Origin of the sequence: Candidatus Puniceispirillum marinum IMCC1322 (assembly GCF_000024465.1) — a bacterium.
Taxonomy (GTDB): domain Bacteria; phylum Pseudomonadota; class Alphaproteobacteria; order Puniceispirillales; family Puniceispirillaceae; genus Puniceispirillum; species Puniceispirillum marinum.
In genome coordinates this window covers 1,954,853-1,971,052 of the sequence record NC_014010.1, presented here as the reverse complement: position 1 = coordinate 1,971,052, position 16,200 = coordinate 1,954,853, and the positions used below count along the sequence as shown (strand labels likewise).

Sequence of the window (16,200 nt, the reverse complement as noted above, 5' to 3'; positions counted from 1 at the left end):
TTCATAATCATGTCAACCCATTGTTTTTAATGAGTTATTTAATACTCAATGTAGATTATATACGCCTATTCTTATGCGCGCATCGGATTAATACCCATGCTTGGTCATGGCGAGGGTGCGTGTTACCCATGCATCCATCACAGCAATATCAACAACAGGTTTGGAAAAGTGCATAATCATTATGCGGAAATTGTCCGACAGCCAGAACCGTTTTCAGGCATGTATCACCACCAAATCAAATCCAGTCTTTACCGGTGCCGCCATAGAGGTGGTCATCTGAGCTGTTTTACTATCTGACAGATACAGATGTTTTTGACCATTCCGCCTGCAAAATGTTTTACAAACACCTCGAAGCGCCGCTCCTTTGGCGTGATCGGTTTGTGACAGCGACCCGTTTTCACATCGCCAATCATCTGGGCGGCAATCGCGCGCGCTTCGGCCACGCTCGTGTCACCGTTATGGTGTAACCGTTATGGCCAATGGTTTTGCTGAAACGCCGTCCTTTATGCTTGAGAGCAACGATGAAAATGACGTATCCGGCTTGATATTTATACCCCCCACTACTGGGAGACGGCACGGAATCCATGCGAAAGCCCGGTAAAGGCAACAAGGATTCAGGCTTTTCGATGACCTGACCCTTTATTGATTTCTGGCTTTGCTTTTGATGCAAACCCGTATCACATAACCCATATGCGTTTCATATGCGCTGTGACTGACATATGACATGATTATGACGCCGGTCATACGCTGTAAGACAGCCATCCAAAGGCAAACCACTATGCGGCATCATCGCATCTGATGACGCATATCTGTTAGTAGCATAATCACCGTGAATATGTCCGGCCCATCATGCGCCATATAAGAGGAAGGCCAATAGCCGCAATGACAATTTTTGCACAATCGCCAATGATGAAGGGATAAAACCCCCATGCCAGAATTGGCTTGTCCCAGCCAAGGCTGTTGCCTAGCCATATCAGACCAAACCCGTAAATGATTATATTTCCGATCAGCATCGCCAATGTCATTGACAGAATATGACGATCCCATCCTCTTTGTGCGAGATACCCCACCATCATCGCTGCTGCTAGAAACCCGATCAGAAACCCGCCTGTTGGTCCTGCCATATATAACAGACCAATGCCCCGTTCAGGTGTGCCTGCAAAAACGGGTAATCCAACGGCACCTTCGAGAAGATAGAAACAAATCGTCAATCCGGCCAGCCGCCACCCCAATGCCGCTCCAAGAGCAAGTACCAGCATTGTTTGCAACGTCAGCGGAACAGGATAAAAGGGTACCTGAATTTTGGCAGACATCCATAGTGCCAAACTACCAACTAACGCCACGGTGACTTTTGCGCCCCATGAGTTGGTTTTAGGCCATATTGCCTCAAAAAGTGTGGGATATGATGTAACATTCGCAACCATTTTATATGTCTCCTCTGTTTGATCTTTATCCATTAAGATGACGACGAACCGTATCCAGCATCTCCGCTCGGCTCCGTCGTGCTTTGAGCGCCGTATGCATGTTTACCTTCACAAAATTCACCTCATCACCTGGAACAAGCTGACCAATAAGATCCATATCAGCCGATATGACAGTGCCCACCATGCAGTATCCACCACCTGATACAGCATCGCGATGCAGGATAATGGGCTCGGTGCCACCTGGCACCTGTATCGACCCGTAGGGATAGCAGGCGTCGGTAATGTTCGATGGTTCTGAACCTGCCCCAAAGGGAGGCTCGCGCTCGACAAAGGTCAGAGGCGATCCGCCACCAAACCGATAGCCCATGCGATCCGCTTCCGAAGCCACTTTCCACCGGTCTTGAAAAAACTGGTCACCCGATTCATTGGTCAGCCGATGCCAATATAACCCTGGCACCACGCGAAGTGCTGTTGGTGTTTTTACAGACCGTCGCATCGTTGCAGGAATTGATCGTGTATCCAAATGCACTGGCAATGTTGCGGTGCCGATGGGTAAGGCGTCGCCAGTCTGGACAGCGCGCCCCTCGATACCACCTAATGCGCCTATGCCATATGTTGACCGGCTATCCAGAATGGGTGGCGTATCGATACCACCGGCGATTGCCACATAAGCGCGGGCACCTGCCTTAAGAAAATCAAACGACAGTATTTGTCCCGCTTTAAATGGAATCGCCGTCCATGTTTTCATCACTTTTCCATCACGCTTTGGTGGCAAATTTGCACCCGTGACAGCAATCACCGTATCCGAGGTAAATTCAATTTCAGGTCCTGTGAACACGCATTCCAAACCAGCCGCATCTTCACTATTGCCTACAAGAAGATTGGCGCAACGCAGGGCAAAGCGATCCATCGCACCGCCCATTGGGATGCCAAGATGATAATATCCAGGACGTCCCATATCCTGAATTGTTGTCGCAAAGCCGGCAGATAAAATGTTAGCTGACATAAAGCGCCTCCATCAGTTTTGTGTTTGTCGCATCAATATCCTTGTTGAATTCGTCTAAAGAAAAGAAAACCTCCCGGATGCGCGGTTCAAAGGTTCCCGCCTCTACATCGGCAAGGCACTGATCATATTGCTCACGATTTATGGGTTTCCATTTGACGATGTCGCCCGGTTTGAAAAACACCATGAAATCTTTCAGATAGCTGATGTTCTGTTCAGGATCATAAATAGGCATAGGTGTCACGCCAAACATCTGATAGCCGCCAGCCCCTCGCACCGAATATATGCAGGAAAAACAGCCACCATACCCAACCGTCAGCTTTGGTGTATCTGTGCGGGGGCGCAGATATTTTGGTACCTGAATTTGCCTGTCACGATCAACCATCTGATACAGAAATGGCAGTCCTGATACAAACCCGACCATGGATACAAACCATGGCGCTGCCGAATGTGCCTCGATGAAGGCCTGAACCGTGTCGAACCCGTTAATCCGTGCAGCATATTCGATATCTGTTGCATTGGGGTCTTGATGACGTTCCCTGAATCGCATCAGCGTTTCATGCGTCCAGGGGTCTTGATAAAAAACCGGTATTTCTATGATTCGTGTGCTTAAAACTGGATCTGCCAATTCAGCTGTTTCCTCTATGCGCTTGAGCTCTAGCAACAGATCATCTGGATGGATCACATCAGGATTAAACTTTATCTGAAATGACGCATTGGCAGGACATATTTCAGTGACACCATCAATGTTCGATTCGCGAACCGTGTTGGTGATAAATAGTGATTTAAAGAATGAATCAAGAGACATGTCTTCACTGATTTCTACAAAAACATGTTCGTCCGCACCAAAACTATATCGGCTGGTCATGCTTGTATCCTCCTGTTGTTTCTGTCGTTTCGTTATTCTTCCTTGTAAAATTTGCCTTGATCCAGGGTTCGAGCCAGTTGACATGAACCGCGCCTGACAGGACATCTGGATCATGCGATAAGCGATGCAAAAGAGTACTTGTGGTCTTGAGATTTTTACCAAGGCGCAATTCGGCAAGCGCACGTCGTAAGCGCTTGATGGCGATCTCGCGATTTTGCCCATACGCAATCAACTTGCCCAGAAGTGAGTCGTAGAAGGGTGGAATTTGGTATTCATTAAATAACATGTGATCAAAACGGATCCCTATGCCACCCGGCACTCTCAGGTCATCAATAATGCCGGGAAATGGCAAAAAATTATTTTCGGGATCTTCGGCATTAATGCGCACTTCAATGGCATGCCCGTTTACGCTGATGTCATTTTGTGTGATGGCAAGTGGCTCATCGCTGGCGATCCTGATCATCTCGGCTACCAGATCAATTCCCGTTATCGCTTCGGTAACTGGATGTTCAACCTGTATTCGTGTGTTCATTTCGATGAAGTAATATGTGCGCGATACGTCGTCATATAAAAATTCTATTGTTCCAGCGCCTTTATACCCAACCGCCTGAGCCAATTTAACCGCTGAATTACACAGCCTATCACGCATATCATCCGATAATGCCAGACAGGGGGCCTCTTCCCATAATTTCTGTCGGCGGCGTTGTAATGAACATTCTCTCTCAAAACAATGTACAAATCGCTGCCCGTCGCCCAATATTTGCACTTCGACATGACGAGCGTTGCTTATTAGCTTCTCAACATAGAGCCGCCCATCCCCAAACGCAGCTTTGGCTTCACTTGTCGCCTCTGCAGCAATCTTCACGAAATCCTCTGCGTTTTCGGCTATCCGGATGCCGCGGCCACCACCTCCTGCGGCGGCCTTTATCATCACCGGAAACCCTATGGCCTCAGCCATATCCGCGGCCTCATCCAGATTATCCAACACGCCATCGCTTCCCGGAATGGTCGGAACACCTGCTTCGGCGGCCTTTTGCCGCGCCATGGCTTTATCACCCATAAGACGGATCGTATCACCGCTTGGGCCAATAAAAATCAATCCGGCTTCTGTCACCGCATCGGCAAAATCGGCATTCTCCGACAAAAATCCATAGCCGGGATGAATGGCATCTGCATCGGCTTTCTTGGCAGCAGCGATTATGGCGTCACCCGATAGATAGGATTGTGCCGCCGGAGCTGGCCCTATTTCAACAGCATGGTCGGCCAGTTCAACAGCAAGCGCCGTGGCATCAGCCGTGCTAAACGCCTGCACGGTTTCAATGCCCAAATCTCTGGCGGCACGAATTATGCGAACCGCTATTTCACCTCTATTAGCAATAAAGAGCTTTTTGATTTTCATGGTTGGCTCATGTTTTTATTTCGGCTAGCACCTGCCCCGGTGTAACTGACGTTTCATTATCAACCAGAAATGCGGTGATAACGCCGTTCACATCGGACTGAATTTGGGTATAGGTTTTCATAACCTCGACAAGGCCAATGACATCACCAGCCTCTATTTTATCGCCAACCTCTTTGAAATTTGGCTGATCCGGTGCTGGCCGACGATAGAATATGCCGGGAAGTGGAGATTGAATTTTTGATGCTGCCATGTCTTACTCCTTTTAAATATGCAGGTTGGGTTTAGTTAGACGCTTGCATGTAGCCAGACAGGGACGCATTCACCGCCTTGACAATTTCCAGCGCATTGGGCGTGTCAGAATGGATACAAATCGTATCAGCTCGTACCTTGTTTTTCTTACCCGAAGCGCTAACAACGATACCATCCGTCACGGCGCGAAGTGCCTTATCGGCAACCTTCACAGGATCGAGCCGGGGATGCTCGCGGGTGATTAACAATTTGCCGTCATCATCATAATCAAGATCGGCAAAGAACTCGGCTTTGAACATTATGCCGCGGGCTTCATAGACCTGCTCATGAAGGGTGCCAGCCAACCCAAAAACGGGCAGTTGAAGATGTTCTGTCGCATCGCAAACTGCATGCGCCACATGCTCATATCGCGCTGCCATGCCATATAATGATCCATGTGGTTTCAGATGGCAAAGCGACACATTAAGAATCTTTAGAAATTCTTTAAGCGCGCCAATTTGATAGATGATTATATTGGCCAGTTCATCCCGTTCGATCACCATTTCGCGGCGGCCAAATCCCGCCAGATCTGGAAGTGAAAAATGGGCGCCTATCTTGACATTATGCTGTTTGGCCAAAGTCACAGTGGTACGCATATGGTTGGGATCAGACGCATGAAACCCACACGCTACATTGGCTTCGGTTATAAAGGGCATAAGCGCTTCATCATTGCCCATTTTGTAAATGCCAAAGCTTTCGCCCATGTCACAATTGATATCTATAGTCATGCGCCCTCTCCCTCTTGTCAGTTAGTGTTTTGCCGAAGCTAAATAGCGCAGCCGTAGCTGGTCTGCGATCACCGCTAGAATTAACAACGCGCCAAGCACTACCGTTTGAAGATATGATTCAATCCGCGCGAGATTCATGCCGTTCTGCACAAGGCCGATGAACAATGCACCAAGGATCACGCTTTCCAGACGCCCCACGCCACCGCGCAGGCTCACGCCGGCAATGACGCATGCCGCAATCGACTGAAGTGGCATAGATGCACCAATATTAGCTTCGCCCGTATCAAGGCGTGCGGTCAGCAACATCCCAGACAGCGCCGCAAGAGCAGCACACAGCGTATAGGTTGTGAATAGCACCGCACGGGTACTTATGCCGGATAGCCGCGCCGCCTTTAGATTGCCGCCAACCGCATAAAGATACCGGCCAAATGTCGTTCTGTATAAAAATATATACAGCAAGATAGCGATCAGAATCGTCACATATACCGGCGTCGGAATACCCAGAAAAACGCCGAACCCAATAATGTCCCCAAATGCCTGCGGCATACCGTAAACCGGGACACCACCGGTTAGATAAAGAGCAATACCAAAGCCAACTGACGCCATGCCAAGGGACATCATAAAAGGCGAAACGCCAAAGAAAGCCACCCCGATCCCATTGATCACACCAATCAATGTTCCCGCCAAAATACCTGCCAAGCAGCCAAGCGTAATGGCCAGAAAAACCGCGTCCGGACTGGCCATATAGATTGTGGTCATGGTCAAGGCGCCGATAACCGACGTCAGTGCCAGAACGGTACCAACAGAAAGATCGAAGCCGCCTGTTAGCAAAGCCAGCATCTGCCCCATAGAAACAATGGTCAGATAAACTGACTGACGCAGAACATTCATGAGGTTTTTACCAGTCAGAAAATTATCCGACATTAAGGTGAATACGATCACCGCGACCATCAACAGGAATGGCAATATGCCAATACGTATGAAAAGCCGCGTTGAAATGGCAATTAACATCTTTATAAAATTATTTTTCCAGATGATAAGGTTTGGCATCATGCAACCTCGCGATCAAAAAAGTGAGACAGGACATTTGTTTCATTGATGGTGCTACCACGAAGCTCCGCGCGCACCTGACCTTTGCTGAACACATAGACACGGCTTGAAAGATTGAGGATTTCGGGAAGGTCTGAAGAAATCAGAACAATGGCAACGCCATTGGCGCACAGCTCGGCGATAAATTCATATATAATTGCCCGCGTGCTCACATCGACGCCCACAGTTGGCTCATCAAAAATAATAAGGTCAAATTGACGTGTTAGGCTTCGGATCAACATTAATTTCTGTTGGTTTCCACCTGAAAAATATGCCGCCAACCTTTCAGGTTCCGGTGGCGAGACGGTAAGCCGCTTGATAAGTTCTGAAACTTCGTCTGACTCACCTTTGTGGTTAAGAAAGTAGCCTTTAAGTTTTGAAAATGGCGCACGTTCAAGTGATGGGATGGATATGTTTTCACGCGCTGGCCGCATCATAAACAGACCATCCTGTCGTCGGTCGGAGGGAACATATAAAAAGCCACGCGCCAGCATATTACCAATCTTTGGCTGCTGGATTATCTCGCCTTTAAGCGTTATTTCACCCGAGCTAATCCGTAATGCACCAAAACATGCCTGGCCAAATTTTGATTTTCCGGACCCCACCAGACCAGCAAGCCCGATAATTTCGCCGCGACGCACATGTAGCGATACATTATTTACCTGACCGCCAACCGTAATAAGGTTTTTGACCTGCAGCACGGTTTCGCCTGGTTTGGATTTTATTTTGGGAAATACGCTGCCGGCTTTCCTGCCTGACATCAATCCAATCAGCAAATCTTCTGTGGCATCTTTTGCCGCAATCGTCTTGATTGATTTGCCATCACGCAGAACCGTGATGCGATCACCTATCTGCTGAATTTCGGCTAGGCGGTGGGTGATATAAATGATCCCCACATTCTGTGATTTCAGATGCGCAATAAGTTTGAAAAGTTGTTTTGTTTCAATATCGGTAAGCGACGCTGTCGGTTCATCAAGGATGAGCACCGATAAATCAGAACGAAACGCTTTTGCAATCTCAACCATCTGCTGTTCAGCGCGGGTCAAACCATCGACAAGCATATCTGGATCAAGAGTGAAATTGAGGCCATCCAAAACCTCTTGTGCCTTTTTCTTCAATGTCCTTCTTTGCAGGAACCCTCTGGACGAGGGCGCTGATCCCAGAAATATATTTTCTGCCACACTCATCTGTGGCACTAGCGAAAATTCTTGAAAGACGGTTCTGATACCAAGCGCATGGGCATGATGCACATTGGTCAGCGATACCTGCTGTCCCTTAAATAGAATAGTGCCGGCGGTTGGTTTTATCGCACCGGCAAGCATCGAGATCATCGTTGATTTGCCAGCGCCATTTTCACCAAATAAAACATGAACCTCACCTGCCTGCAGATTGAAGTCCACCCGATCCAATGCCCGGATGCCCTGATAGTCCTTGCTGAGGCCAGTTGTTGAAATTAAATGATGGGGATGACCAGAATCACCATCCAACGGCTGCTTCTGGTCATCATGTTGATCTACTGACATTTCCGCATCACTGTTTCGAGTTACAGCACACATAGCGCCCGATCAATCCACGCGGAATATGGGCTTAAAGCCTGCGGGTGCCAATGTGGAGGTAGGATCAAAACTCTTTATATTGTCCTGACTGACAACATATAGTTCTGGCCCGACATGCTTTTCAAAAGACCGTCCTTCAAGTGCGCGTACAGCTATATCCACGGCAATACGCCCCTGAATAACCGTCGAGTCAGTCGGCGCCGCGAGTATCTGCCGACGCTTGATACCCTGATATACACCTGGTGTGAAATAATAGGCGGCTATCTTAATATCATCGGCAAGGCCCTGAGATCTGAGAATGGGTATGGCCGCTTCGGCTGTCACAGCTGTGCCAACGATATAGTCTAAGTCAGGAAAAGCAGCCAAAGTATCCTCGACAAGCTTTGCCTGTGCTTCTTTGCCTGTATCTCCATATTTTGTGGCAACCAGATTGATCGCACTGCCTTTAATGGCATCGGCAAATCCGCTATTACCGGCCTCTACCCAGCCAGCGCCTGCCGGACCTGGGAACCAGGCAACCTCAACCGTTGCTGTACCCGCCGGATGAAGCTCGGCAAGATAAGCACCCGTCTTAGCGCCCATTTCACCAAAAGATACCAAAGATTTTGCCGTCAACTCCGGGGCTGACATGCCATTGATTACATCAATGACCGGAATACCCTTTTTGCTGATCTCCTTTACAAGATTATTCATCCCATCAAAGGAAATCGCACCGATGATGACCGCATCGGCACCTGCGGCAACGCAATCTTCAATTTGCGAAATCTGATTGTTAAGTTCGGTATAACCGCCAGCCTCAACAACTTGCATTTTCACGCCAAGCCGTTTGGCCTCTTCCGTAACACCGTAATTCACACCCAACCAATAGGCGTCTTTCATGTGGGGAAAGGATACGCATAATTCATGCGCTGTGGCTGCTTTTGATAGCGCCACATAATCCAAATCTGTCCGCGGGCTATCCATATTAAAAGCTGGTTTCCAGACTTGTACAGGATAGGGAAACCATTTGGTATCGGCAAGGGCTGTAGCACCAATCAAGACTGCGCATGATGCCATCAAGCCGAACATTGTCTTTTTCATTTTCAACTCCCTTTTGCTGATATGCTGAATTTTCAAATGAACCGACTTTGTTTAATCTTAATCCTTCACCCGTTTGGTTTATGAACGCGTCTGTCCTCTAACCTCTTATTCTTTAAGCCAGTTCACTATAAAAAGGCTAAGATTACGTATCGCTTTTTTCAAATACGAATTTGTAGTATAATTTTTTGGAAAAACAGAAAGCATATAGTTATCAAAAGTGAACAACATGATTTCTGGAATATGGGCTAAGCCTGTGTTATTCAATTTTTTGAGTTATTTGCTTGAAAATTTTTAATAGACTTGGGCTATAGTGCCACCTAGGCACAAATGCTAATTATTTATTAATTTTAATAATCTATAAATAATATCGGAAAAACAGATGGAGCCAACGTTACGGCAAATTCGGTACTTTATCGCGGCGGCAAATGCCGGACAGATATCAAGAGCCGCGATGGATATCAATATTTCACAATCCGTTATTACCACAGCCATCAAGTCACTTGAGGAGATGGTTGGGACGCCTTTATTTGAAAGGCATGCGGCGGGCATGGCCTTGACTTATGAGGGCAGCTTATTCTTGAATCACGCTGTTCATATCATGGAATCAGTAGATGAGGCGGTACGGATTCCCCGGCGTATAAAGGAGGATTTGTCTGGTACGGTTAACCTGGCTGTCTCTTTCACCGTAATTGGCTATTTTTTACCAAAACTGATGGCACGGTTTATGCGCACCTTTCCGAATATCAAAATTCATATGACCGAAGCAAACCGGACGGAGATCGAAGAAGGGCTTGTGACTGGCGGTTTTGATCTTGCCGTGATGCTTACATCAAATATTATCAATCATGAAGACTTGTCACAAACCACATTGATTCAATCTCGGCGGCGTCTCTGGGTTAGTTCCAACCATAAATTCACCAAACAAGCCGCCGTGACTTTGCAGGATATTTCTACCGAACCCTATATCATGCTCACCGTCGATGAAGCCAGTAACACCACGCAGCGCTATTGGAATAAAACCCCCTTCAAACCAAACACAGTATTTCGAACATCGTCAGTCGAGGCTGTCAGAAGCATGGTCGCAAATGATATGGGTGTCGCCATTTTATCCGATATGGTGTATCGCCCCTGGTCTTTGGAAGGGCGCCGGGTAGATGTTATCGATGTTGACGAAACCATTCCGACTATGGATGTGGGTGTCACATGGCGCACCAACGCCACGCATAGCGACGTCACCAAGGCCCTGATAGATTTCATGCATTTATCTATGGGCGCGGAATAAACTTGAATTTATCGGTGATTATATCTGCTTTATGCGATTCACCATCTGTTGCCCGATAGTGCTGACATCAAATTGCTGACTGTCCAATGCAGCACGGTCACGCAATGGTTTCAAGGCATCCCAGTCATCAATAGCATGCATTAAACAGTCCATAAGGTGCTGTCGATCAATTGACGCCCAGTTTCCAGAAGATGGAAAAGGTGTGTTCATATGCGCTGGAGCTATCTGGAAGTTCACAGGAAGCGAATTACGACTATTCATAAAATCCGTATTACCGCCATAATCTGTTGCAACAACCAGATTACCATGCGCCATTGCGTCAGAAAGGCAAAGCCCCCACCCTTCACTGGCATGAGGGCTAACATAACAATGTCCGATATGGTGTAGGGCATGTATTATTTCGGTTGATAACGAAGAGGGCAAAATTGTGATCTGATCGGTTCCAGGTTCCCAGCCATGCGGTGGCAGCACATCAGTCTTCAGAATATAACGAGCGTTTCGTCCTCTTAATAATTGTGGGAACATTCTAAGAGCTATCGGCAAATTCTTACGTCGGGCTGTTGCATCTGCGATCGTGTAGAAATAAAATTCATCTTCCTTAAAGTCGATCATGTCTTTTAGTATATCCAGCGCTTTCTCATTAAGAGGGGGTATATCGGTTACATGTGGCATCACATGGACATTGTCATGATGGTCACCAAATACTGCTTTGCAGTATGTTGAGGGCGTCCAAATTTCATCAACAAAACGCAAATTATGCTTGAAAGCATCTGGAAGGCAGTCAGTTTCCCATACGCTATATGCGATTATATATTTTTCTGTGATTTTTGGGTTCAACATAAAATGGCGTGGAAAAAATATTGGCATGTCATGAAGGATCACCAAATCCGCCTGATCAAAACAAGGAACTATTTTCACTCCTGACGTTTCAAGGGCTTTGATGTTTGCCTTACCTGCATCAATAAAAGATCGATGATTACCGCACTTATATAGAATTGAAGGAATCATCCACTGACCTCTTACTGTTGGACAAGCGCACGACACCATATTTCGCAAGCCATAGGCAACTTGCTATTACAGACTCGGGGCTGGCATCGGGAAGCTGTCTGCAAATGTCGCTTATTTGCGGGGTCTTGTATGATGTGATGAGTGATAACATCGTGTCTAGATCCTCAAAAAGAACGTCTTCAGCAAAATTTGTCAAAGAACATGATTTGAGCCACTCAACTGTGACCTGTGTCGGATCAGCTACACAAACATAGCTATCAGCAGTAGCTGTTTCACTGGCAAAACTTTGAAAAGCCATAAATGGATCAGGATTGAAAGGGTGGATACATCCTCTTGAAGGCATATCTTTGCAGATTGCGTTTTGACGAAGATTTGTCAATTCGGAAAACAGTGCCAGATATTTTGGAAGCACCACACCCCAATCATAATTTTTAGTTACATTTTGAAGTCCGTTTTGTCCCATTCTTTGACGTTCCGTTGCAGATTTCGCCAAAGATTCAATACGGTTTGCGCATTCAAAAACATCAATGGACGTTAACTGTGACAACCCGCCCACATAGTCTAAATAATCAGCTTGGCCCTCAAAGTAAGAATCACCAAAATATTGCCCTAGATTGGAAGAGTCAGATGGGATTATAGATGGAATCAAAAACCCTGTTTTTTGATTAATTACTGTATCTCGATAACCGCTCCAATCACTCACAATACAGGGTAATGATGCGGCCATTGCCTCAAGCGGTGTAAGCCCAAAACTCTCTTGGACATTGTCGGACAGAGAAATAAACACATCAGCCGCAGACCATATAAAATCTGTAATATCGGCATTTTTACCATCTATGAAATGAACAATACATGATGGGGTGAGCTCATCAACAAGCTTGCTAACCTTCGCTTCCACCTCCTGATCAGATGGAGCGCCTACAAACAGCAAATGCAGCTTTGGAAAGTCTCCAATGCGTTTCTGAGCAGTATCCATAGCCAAAAGCAATGGGAGAGGGTGGCTTTTTGTAAACGGATCAATGCGACCAAAATTGAGAAAAACAATATCGCTATTGTTAATACCTTTCTGCGCTCGCCATTGCCTAGCGGCATTCTGGCGCGGCCATGTCCGTTCAAATTGGTCACAATGAATACCAAGTGGAATCACGGGCATTTGGAACGGTATTTCAGGCACCTTGAAACCGCGAGTTTCAAGATAAGCAGAATGAGATTTCAGAATGTTTTTAACCGCCGCCTTAGCCGCAAAGGACGTGCAAATCAGCGCATCCCAAGGATGCAAGGGTGCCAGCAAAAGATTGAGCAACAAACCATAGATTCTGTCAGTGGAAAGCGTATGCGTCAAACCAATGACAGAAAAGGCCGTCTCGCTTTCTGAGCGTCGCAGCATGGCCAGCCTATCGATATTGGGAATAGGTGAAAATACTGAGCCTGCCGCCTTTAAATGTTCTATCCGGTTTGGATCAAGAATAGGTACAGTAGCACCGAACGTACCCCTTTTATCAGCATCCCTGAAAAAGTCATTCAGACTCGCTAAATCAGAGGGAATTGCAGCAAAGCCACCTTCTGGAAGATAACGGTACAAGGCATCTAATAAACTTGTCCCAGCTGAACGCCTGCCGACAATCGGCACTCCATCATGAGCGAAGCTGTCTTGATCGTAGGAAAGCGCAAATAGAGGTTTAGGCGGTGGATTTACAAATCGCCTGTGTTGTAAAAGCATGACTTTATAAATCCAGCCTAGCGAATGCCATGTTGCGCTCTAGCCTAAAGTGCACCCCTGTTTGATTTTTCCTAAAAGCAAACAGGGGGCTTAACTGCCAACTCATGTCAAGTAAGGCCTAAGCATTTTCCCTAGACACAGGGGTTATGCCTGGATGAGCTTGCAACGCAAAGTTTTTGCCTGTTACTGGCTTTTTAGGCGCCAGCACAGATGGGTTGGCTTCATTAAGATATTTAACAATGCCTGCCACAGCCTGAAGGCCGGTTTGAAGCGAACCTTCGATCCAGCCACTTAATCCAGGTGATGCTGTAGCCTCACCCGCGATAAAGAGCCCTGTATATTGTGACGTCTCAGGGTTATAACTTGTCATCCCAAAAATCTGTGCCGTTTGTAATTCGGAAAGACGTGCATAGGTTTTACCCTTTAAATCCCCATAAGCTGTCCCACGACCTGGTTGAGCCATGCGCCACGCAGCGTTGAACCCATCAATCTTTTCCCAAACGACAAAAGCTGTTTGTTCGTTTTCGATCGCCCAGTTTAGGTAATTATCATATTGGGTGCCAAAACCATAAATTGACTTCATCTGGTTCCACGCCTTCCGAACGGCAGTGTCTGTATCGGATGCTGTCCATGATTGGGCGTTGTAATCCCAGCCATAATTCAACATTAATGTGCCTGATTTGCTTAGATCACCAATGGTGGTGTCATTGTAACTGGTTGCCCAATGATAATTGTCAAAGGTGTAAATCTGCCGGATAGTCTTGTCAGTCAGTGTGGTAACAATCAGATCATTATTAGGGTTGGTATCATTATCGTCTATTCTACGCATCCAAAAAGCCGCACTACTTGACTCGCCTTTTATATTTGGGAAATTTATCGCTATCTTGCTGTTGTTGTTTATTCTTATGCGTTTGAAATATGAAACGGTGCGCGAGGGCAAAAATTGATCTGGCTCGGGAAACATATCCATGGCGCGTATTGCTGCAGGACTTGCCGTAACAACAGCCGCGGCATATGAGCGGTCCGTTGTTACACCGCTTGAATCCTGGGTTGTAATTAACACGCCACCTGTTGCCTGCTTTTTAACTGAAACCACCTTATCGACAACCACGCTACCTTTTGTTTCATTCCAGAGACATGTTAGTGCCCCACCACTTAATTTGGTTTTTGTGAAATTAGTAAGGAAGGGCTGTAGCATGTAGGCAACACCACCTCTGAAATAGTCCTGATTGGAGTCAGCAGCCTGAAGTGCAATCCTCAGGAGTTCCATGAAGCTGGAGTAATAGAACATCGCAAACGGGCCTGTGCCTGTTCCGATTTCACCAAACATTTCCGCTAATGACAGATTCAAATCTCCCCATTCATCTTCATATGCTGGCAACGAATCCCATCCTGCCTCCTGAAGGACTTCTCCTAAAGATTTGCTATCATATGTATCGATAAGCCTTGTCCATTCATCCGCTATTGCTTTCGCGTTGGCTGGACTCTGGTCTTTGGTGTATTCAGAATATAATTGTAAGATTGTAGTCAGCACACCCTGATAAGGTTTAGACGGATCTAGGTCTCCAAAAAGTAAATCAAAATATTTTTGAGAAAGATTCAAGACCGCAGCATTTGAATTTGCCAAGGTCGTACCGCTTCTAACTCGATCAAATTCTGAATACCCTCCTGGATGGGGTGGATTTGCACTCTTTCTATTTTTAAATATACCCTTCGTGTAATACGCGGTGTCGAATATAATTGTATCGTTTCCTCCTGGTCTTGTAACACCGCCTCGATCTGTCATGGGTGGGTTTGTGCCGTGATAAAGACCGGGATCTCTAAATGGCACCCATGAACCACTGATACCAGAGTCCCCATAATAATAATCACTGGCAAAAATAGTGTCGGTATATGTTCTAAGCGTAAGGTGCGTTGCAGGAAAACGCATTGCTCCCAATTCCGCTATGCGACGTCCGTATGAATGTACGTTTCTATTATAGCTGGGTTTTACAGAATTTGGTGTCAATGTGTCATTTGTATACCAGCCCGCTGCCGCGCCAGCCTTTACACCGTTGCCACCAAAATCCCAACTATATGCACGACCATTTGGGCGCGAATACATCTGCCCAGTAGCACTGGTTTGCGTTTGCATCTCATAAAAATGTGGCTCTAACCCAAGCTTCATTAGCTCATATCCCACCACCAATCCAGAAGCTCCAGCTCCAATAATTGCCACCGGCAAATTATTATACTTTTCTGGCACCGTGGTATGGCTACTAAAGTTACTTGGCATGCCTTCGGTGCCAAAAAAACCATCACCGGTCGCACTCTTAATTAAAGCGGGGAAATTCCAGTCAAATAATGAACTCAGTGATGCTGAACTGTTGGTAAAAGGGGTCTGATAGTCTGGCAATCGATCCCTAAAATACAGACTGGCTTCCGTTTCATAAAGTATGTTTTCAAGAGCTTTTGCGTCTGTGGCCTGACCAAGCCAACCCGCCTGTGAAAGAATCACTGCTGATAATGCGACGGAAGAACCTTCCAAAAACTCCCTTCTCGTAAATGTTCGGTTTTCAACTTCAGCGTCCACCGGTTCCGATACTGCAGAATGAATATCCTTTTTCATGTCTCAATCTCCATCCATACTCTGCTCGCCAACCATGTCACAACATAGTCATGACAATTGGGCGCGCGACTAAGCCTTTCGGGCAATGCATGGCACGAGGAAACACAAAAATATAACAGATAAACAACCTCAGTGACGAAACCATAA

The 16,200-nt window shown here is 46.5% G+C and carries 13 protein-coding genes; 1 reads left to right on the top strand and 12 read right to left on the bottom strand.

The window, feature by feature from the left end:
• Positions 1-824: 824 nt before the first annotated feature.
• The 9 genes from SAR116_RS09165 to torT are packed head-to-tail and all read right to left on the bottom strand — an operon-like array spanning position 825 to position 9,435.
• Positions 825-1,424, bottom strand: a complete 600-nt coding sequence (locus SAR116_RS09165; RefSeq protein WP_013046647.1) for a biotin transporter BioY — start codon at positions 1,422-1,424, stop codon at positions 825-827.
• A 25-nt stretch (positions 1,425-1,449) separates the two neighbouring features.
• Positions 1,450-2,430: a 5-oxoprolinase subunit C family protein gene (locus tag SAR116_RS09160; protein WP_013046646.1), complete on the bottom strand. Its 981-nt coding sequence runs from the start codon at positions 2,428-2,430 to the stop codon at positions 1,450-1,452.
• Positions 2,420-3,295: a 5-oxoprolinase subunit B family protein gene (locus tag SAR116_RS09155; RefSeq protein WP_013046645.1), complete on the bottom strand. Its 876-nt coding sequence runs from the start codon at positions 3,293-3,295 to the stop codon at positions 2,420-2,422. Before SAR116_RS09155 ends, SAR116_RS09160 begins: the two co-directional genes overlap by 11 nt.
• On the bottom strand, positions 3,279-4,694 hold the full coding sequence (locus SAR116_RS09150; protein WP_013046644.1) for an acetyl-CoA carboxylase biotin carboxylase subunit: 1,416 nt from the start codon (positions 4,692-4,694) through the stop codon (positions 3,279-3,281). The genes SAR116_RS09155 and SAR116_RS09150 overlap by 17 nt, the downstream gene beginning before the upstream one ends.
• Positions 4,695-4,701: 7 nt before the next feature.
• A complete protein-coding gene (locus SAR116_RS09145) occupies positions 4,702-4,944 on the bottom strand; it encodes an acetyl-CoA carboxylase (protein ID WP_013046643.1) in 243 nt (80 codons plus the stop codon).
• A 31-nt stretch (positions 4,945-4,975) separates the two neighbouring features.
• Positions 4,976-5,710 carry a LamB/YcsF family protein gene (locus SAR116_RS09140; RefSeq protein WP_013046642.1) on the bottom strand — a complete coding sequence of 245 codons (735 nt, stop codon included), beginning with the start codon at positions 5,708-5,710 and terminating at the stop codon, positions 4,976-4,978.
• A 21-nt stretch (positions 5,711-5,731) separates the two neighbouring features.
• Positions 5,732-6,760, bottom strand: a complete 1,029-nt coding sequence (locus SAR116_RS09135) for an ABC transporter permease (protein WP_013046641.1) — start codon at positions 6,758-6,760, stop codon at positions 5,732-5,734.
• On the bottom strand, positions 6,760-8,322 hold the full coding sequence (locus SAR116_RS09130; RefSeq protein ID WP_013046640.1) for a sugar ABC transporter ATP-binding protein: 1,563 nt from the start codon (positions 8,320-8,322) through the stop codon (positions 6,760-6,762). The genes SAR116_RS09135 and SAR116_RS09130 overlap by 1 nt, the downstream gene beginning before the upstream one ends.
• 42 nt (positions 8,323-8,364) lie before the next feature.
• Positions 8,365-9,435, bottom strand: a complete 1,071-nt coding sequence (gene torT / locus SAR116_RS09125) for a TMAO reductase system periplasmic protein TorT (RefSeq protein WP_013046639.1) — start codon at positions 9,433-9,435, stop codon at positions 8,365-8,367.
• A 379-nt stretch (positions 9,436-9,814) separates the two neighbouring features.
• Here torT and SAR116_RS09120 point away from each other — a divergent pair, with 379 nt between their 5' ends.
• On the top strand, positions 9,815-10,717 hold the full coding sequence (locus tag SAR116_RS09120) for a LysR family transcriptional regulator (RefSeq protein ID WP_013046638.1): 903 nt from the start codon (positions 9,815-9,817) through the stop codon (positions 10,715-10,717).
• Between the two features lie 18 nt (positions 10,718-10,735).
• Here SAR116_RS09120 and SAR116_RS09115 read toward each other — a convergent pair whose 3' ends face one another.
• The 3 genes from SAR116_RS09115 to SAR116_RS13915 form a co-directional block, all read right to left on the bottom strand.
• Positions 10,736-11,725 carry a glycosyltransferase gene (locus SAR116_RS09115; RefSeq protein WP_013046637.1) on the bottom strand — a complete coding sequence of 330 codons (990 nt, stop codon included), beginning with the start codon at positions 11,723-11,725 and terminating at the stop codon, positions 10,736-10,738.
• Positions 11,703-13,445, bottom strand: coding sequence for a glycosyltransferase family 4 protein (locus SAR116_RS09110; protein WP_013046636.1), 1,743 nt, complete (start codon positions 13,443-13,445; stop codon positions 11,703-11,705). Before SAR116_RS09110 ends, SAR116_RS09115 begins: the two co-directional genes overlap by 23 nt.
• Positions 13,446-13,563: 118 nt before the next feature.
• The gene (locus SAR116_RS13915; RefSeq protein WP_013046635.1) at positions 13,564-16,053 is read right to left on the bottom strand and encodes an FAD-dependent oxidoreductase; all 2,490 of its coding nucleotides are present in this window, start codon (positions 16,051-16,053) and stop codon (positions 13,564-13,566) included.
• Between the last annotated feature and the right edge of the window lie 147 nt (positions 16,054-16,200).

Coding starts and splice junctions, on each gene's coding strand:
- SAR116_RS09115 (WP_013046637.1), bottom strand. CDS start 11,725: ATGATTCCTTCAATTCTATATAAGTGCGGTAATCATCGATCTTTTATT.
- SAR116_RS13915 (WP_013046635.1), bottom strand. CDS start 16,053: ATGAAAAAGGATATTCATTCTGCAGTATCGGAACCGGTGGACGCTGAA.
- SAR116_RS09120 (WP_013046638.1), top strand. CDS start 9,815: ATGGAGCCAACGTTACGGCAAATTCGGTACTTTATCGCGGCGGCAAAT.
- SAR116_RS09135 (WP_013046641.1), bottom strand. CDS start 6,760: ATGCCAAACCTTATCATCTGGAAAAATAATTTTATAAAGATGTTAATT.
- SAR116_RS09155 (WP_013046645.1), bottom strand. CDS start 3,295: ATGACCAGCCGATATAGTTTTGGTGCGGACGAACATGTTTTTGTAGAA.
- SAR116_RS09165 (WP_013046647.1), bottom strand. CDS start 1,424: ATGGTTGCGAATGTTACATCATATCCCACACTTTTTGAGGCAATATGG.
- SAR116_RS09150 (WP_013046644.1), bottom strand. CDS start 4,694: ATGAAAATCAAAAAGCTCTTTATTGCTAATAGAGGTGAAATAGCGGTT.
- SAR116_RS09110 (WP_013046636.1), bottom strand. CDS start 13,445: ATGCTTTTACAACACAGGCGATTTGTAAATCCACCGCCTAAACCTCTA.
- SAR116_RS09140 (WP_013046642.1), bottom strand. CDS start 5,710: ATGACTATAGATATCAATTGTGACATGGGCGAAAGCTTTGGCATTTAC.
- torT (WP_013046639.1), bottom strand. CDS start 9,435: ATGAAAAAGACAATGTTCGGCTTGATGGCATCATGCGCAGTCTTGATT.
- SAR116_RS09145 (WP_013046643.1), bottom strand. CDS start 4,944: ATGGCAGCATCAAAAATTCAATCTCCACTTCCCGGCATATTCTATCGT.
- SAR116_RS09130 (WP_013046640.1), bottom strand. CDS start 8,322: ATGTCAGTAGATCAACATGATGACCAGAAGCAGCCGTTGGATGGTGAT.
- SAR116_RS09160 (WP_013046646.1), bottom strand. CDS start 2,430: ATGTCAGCTAACATTTTATCTGCCGGCTTTGCGACAACAATTCAGGAT.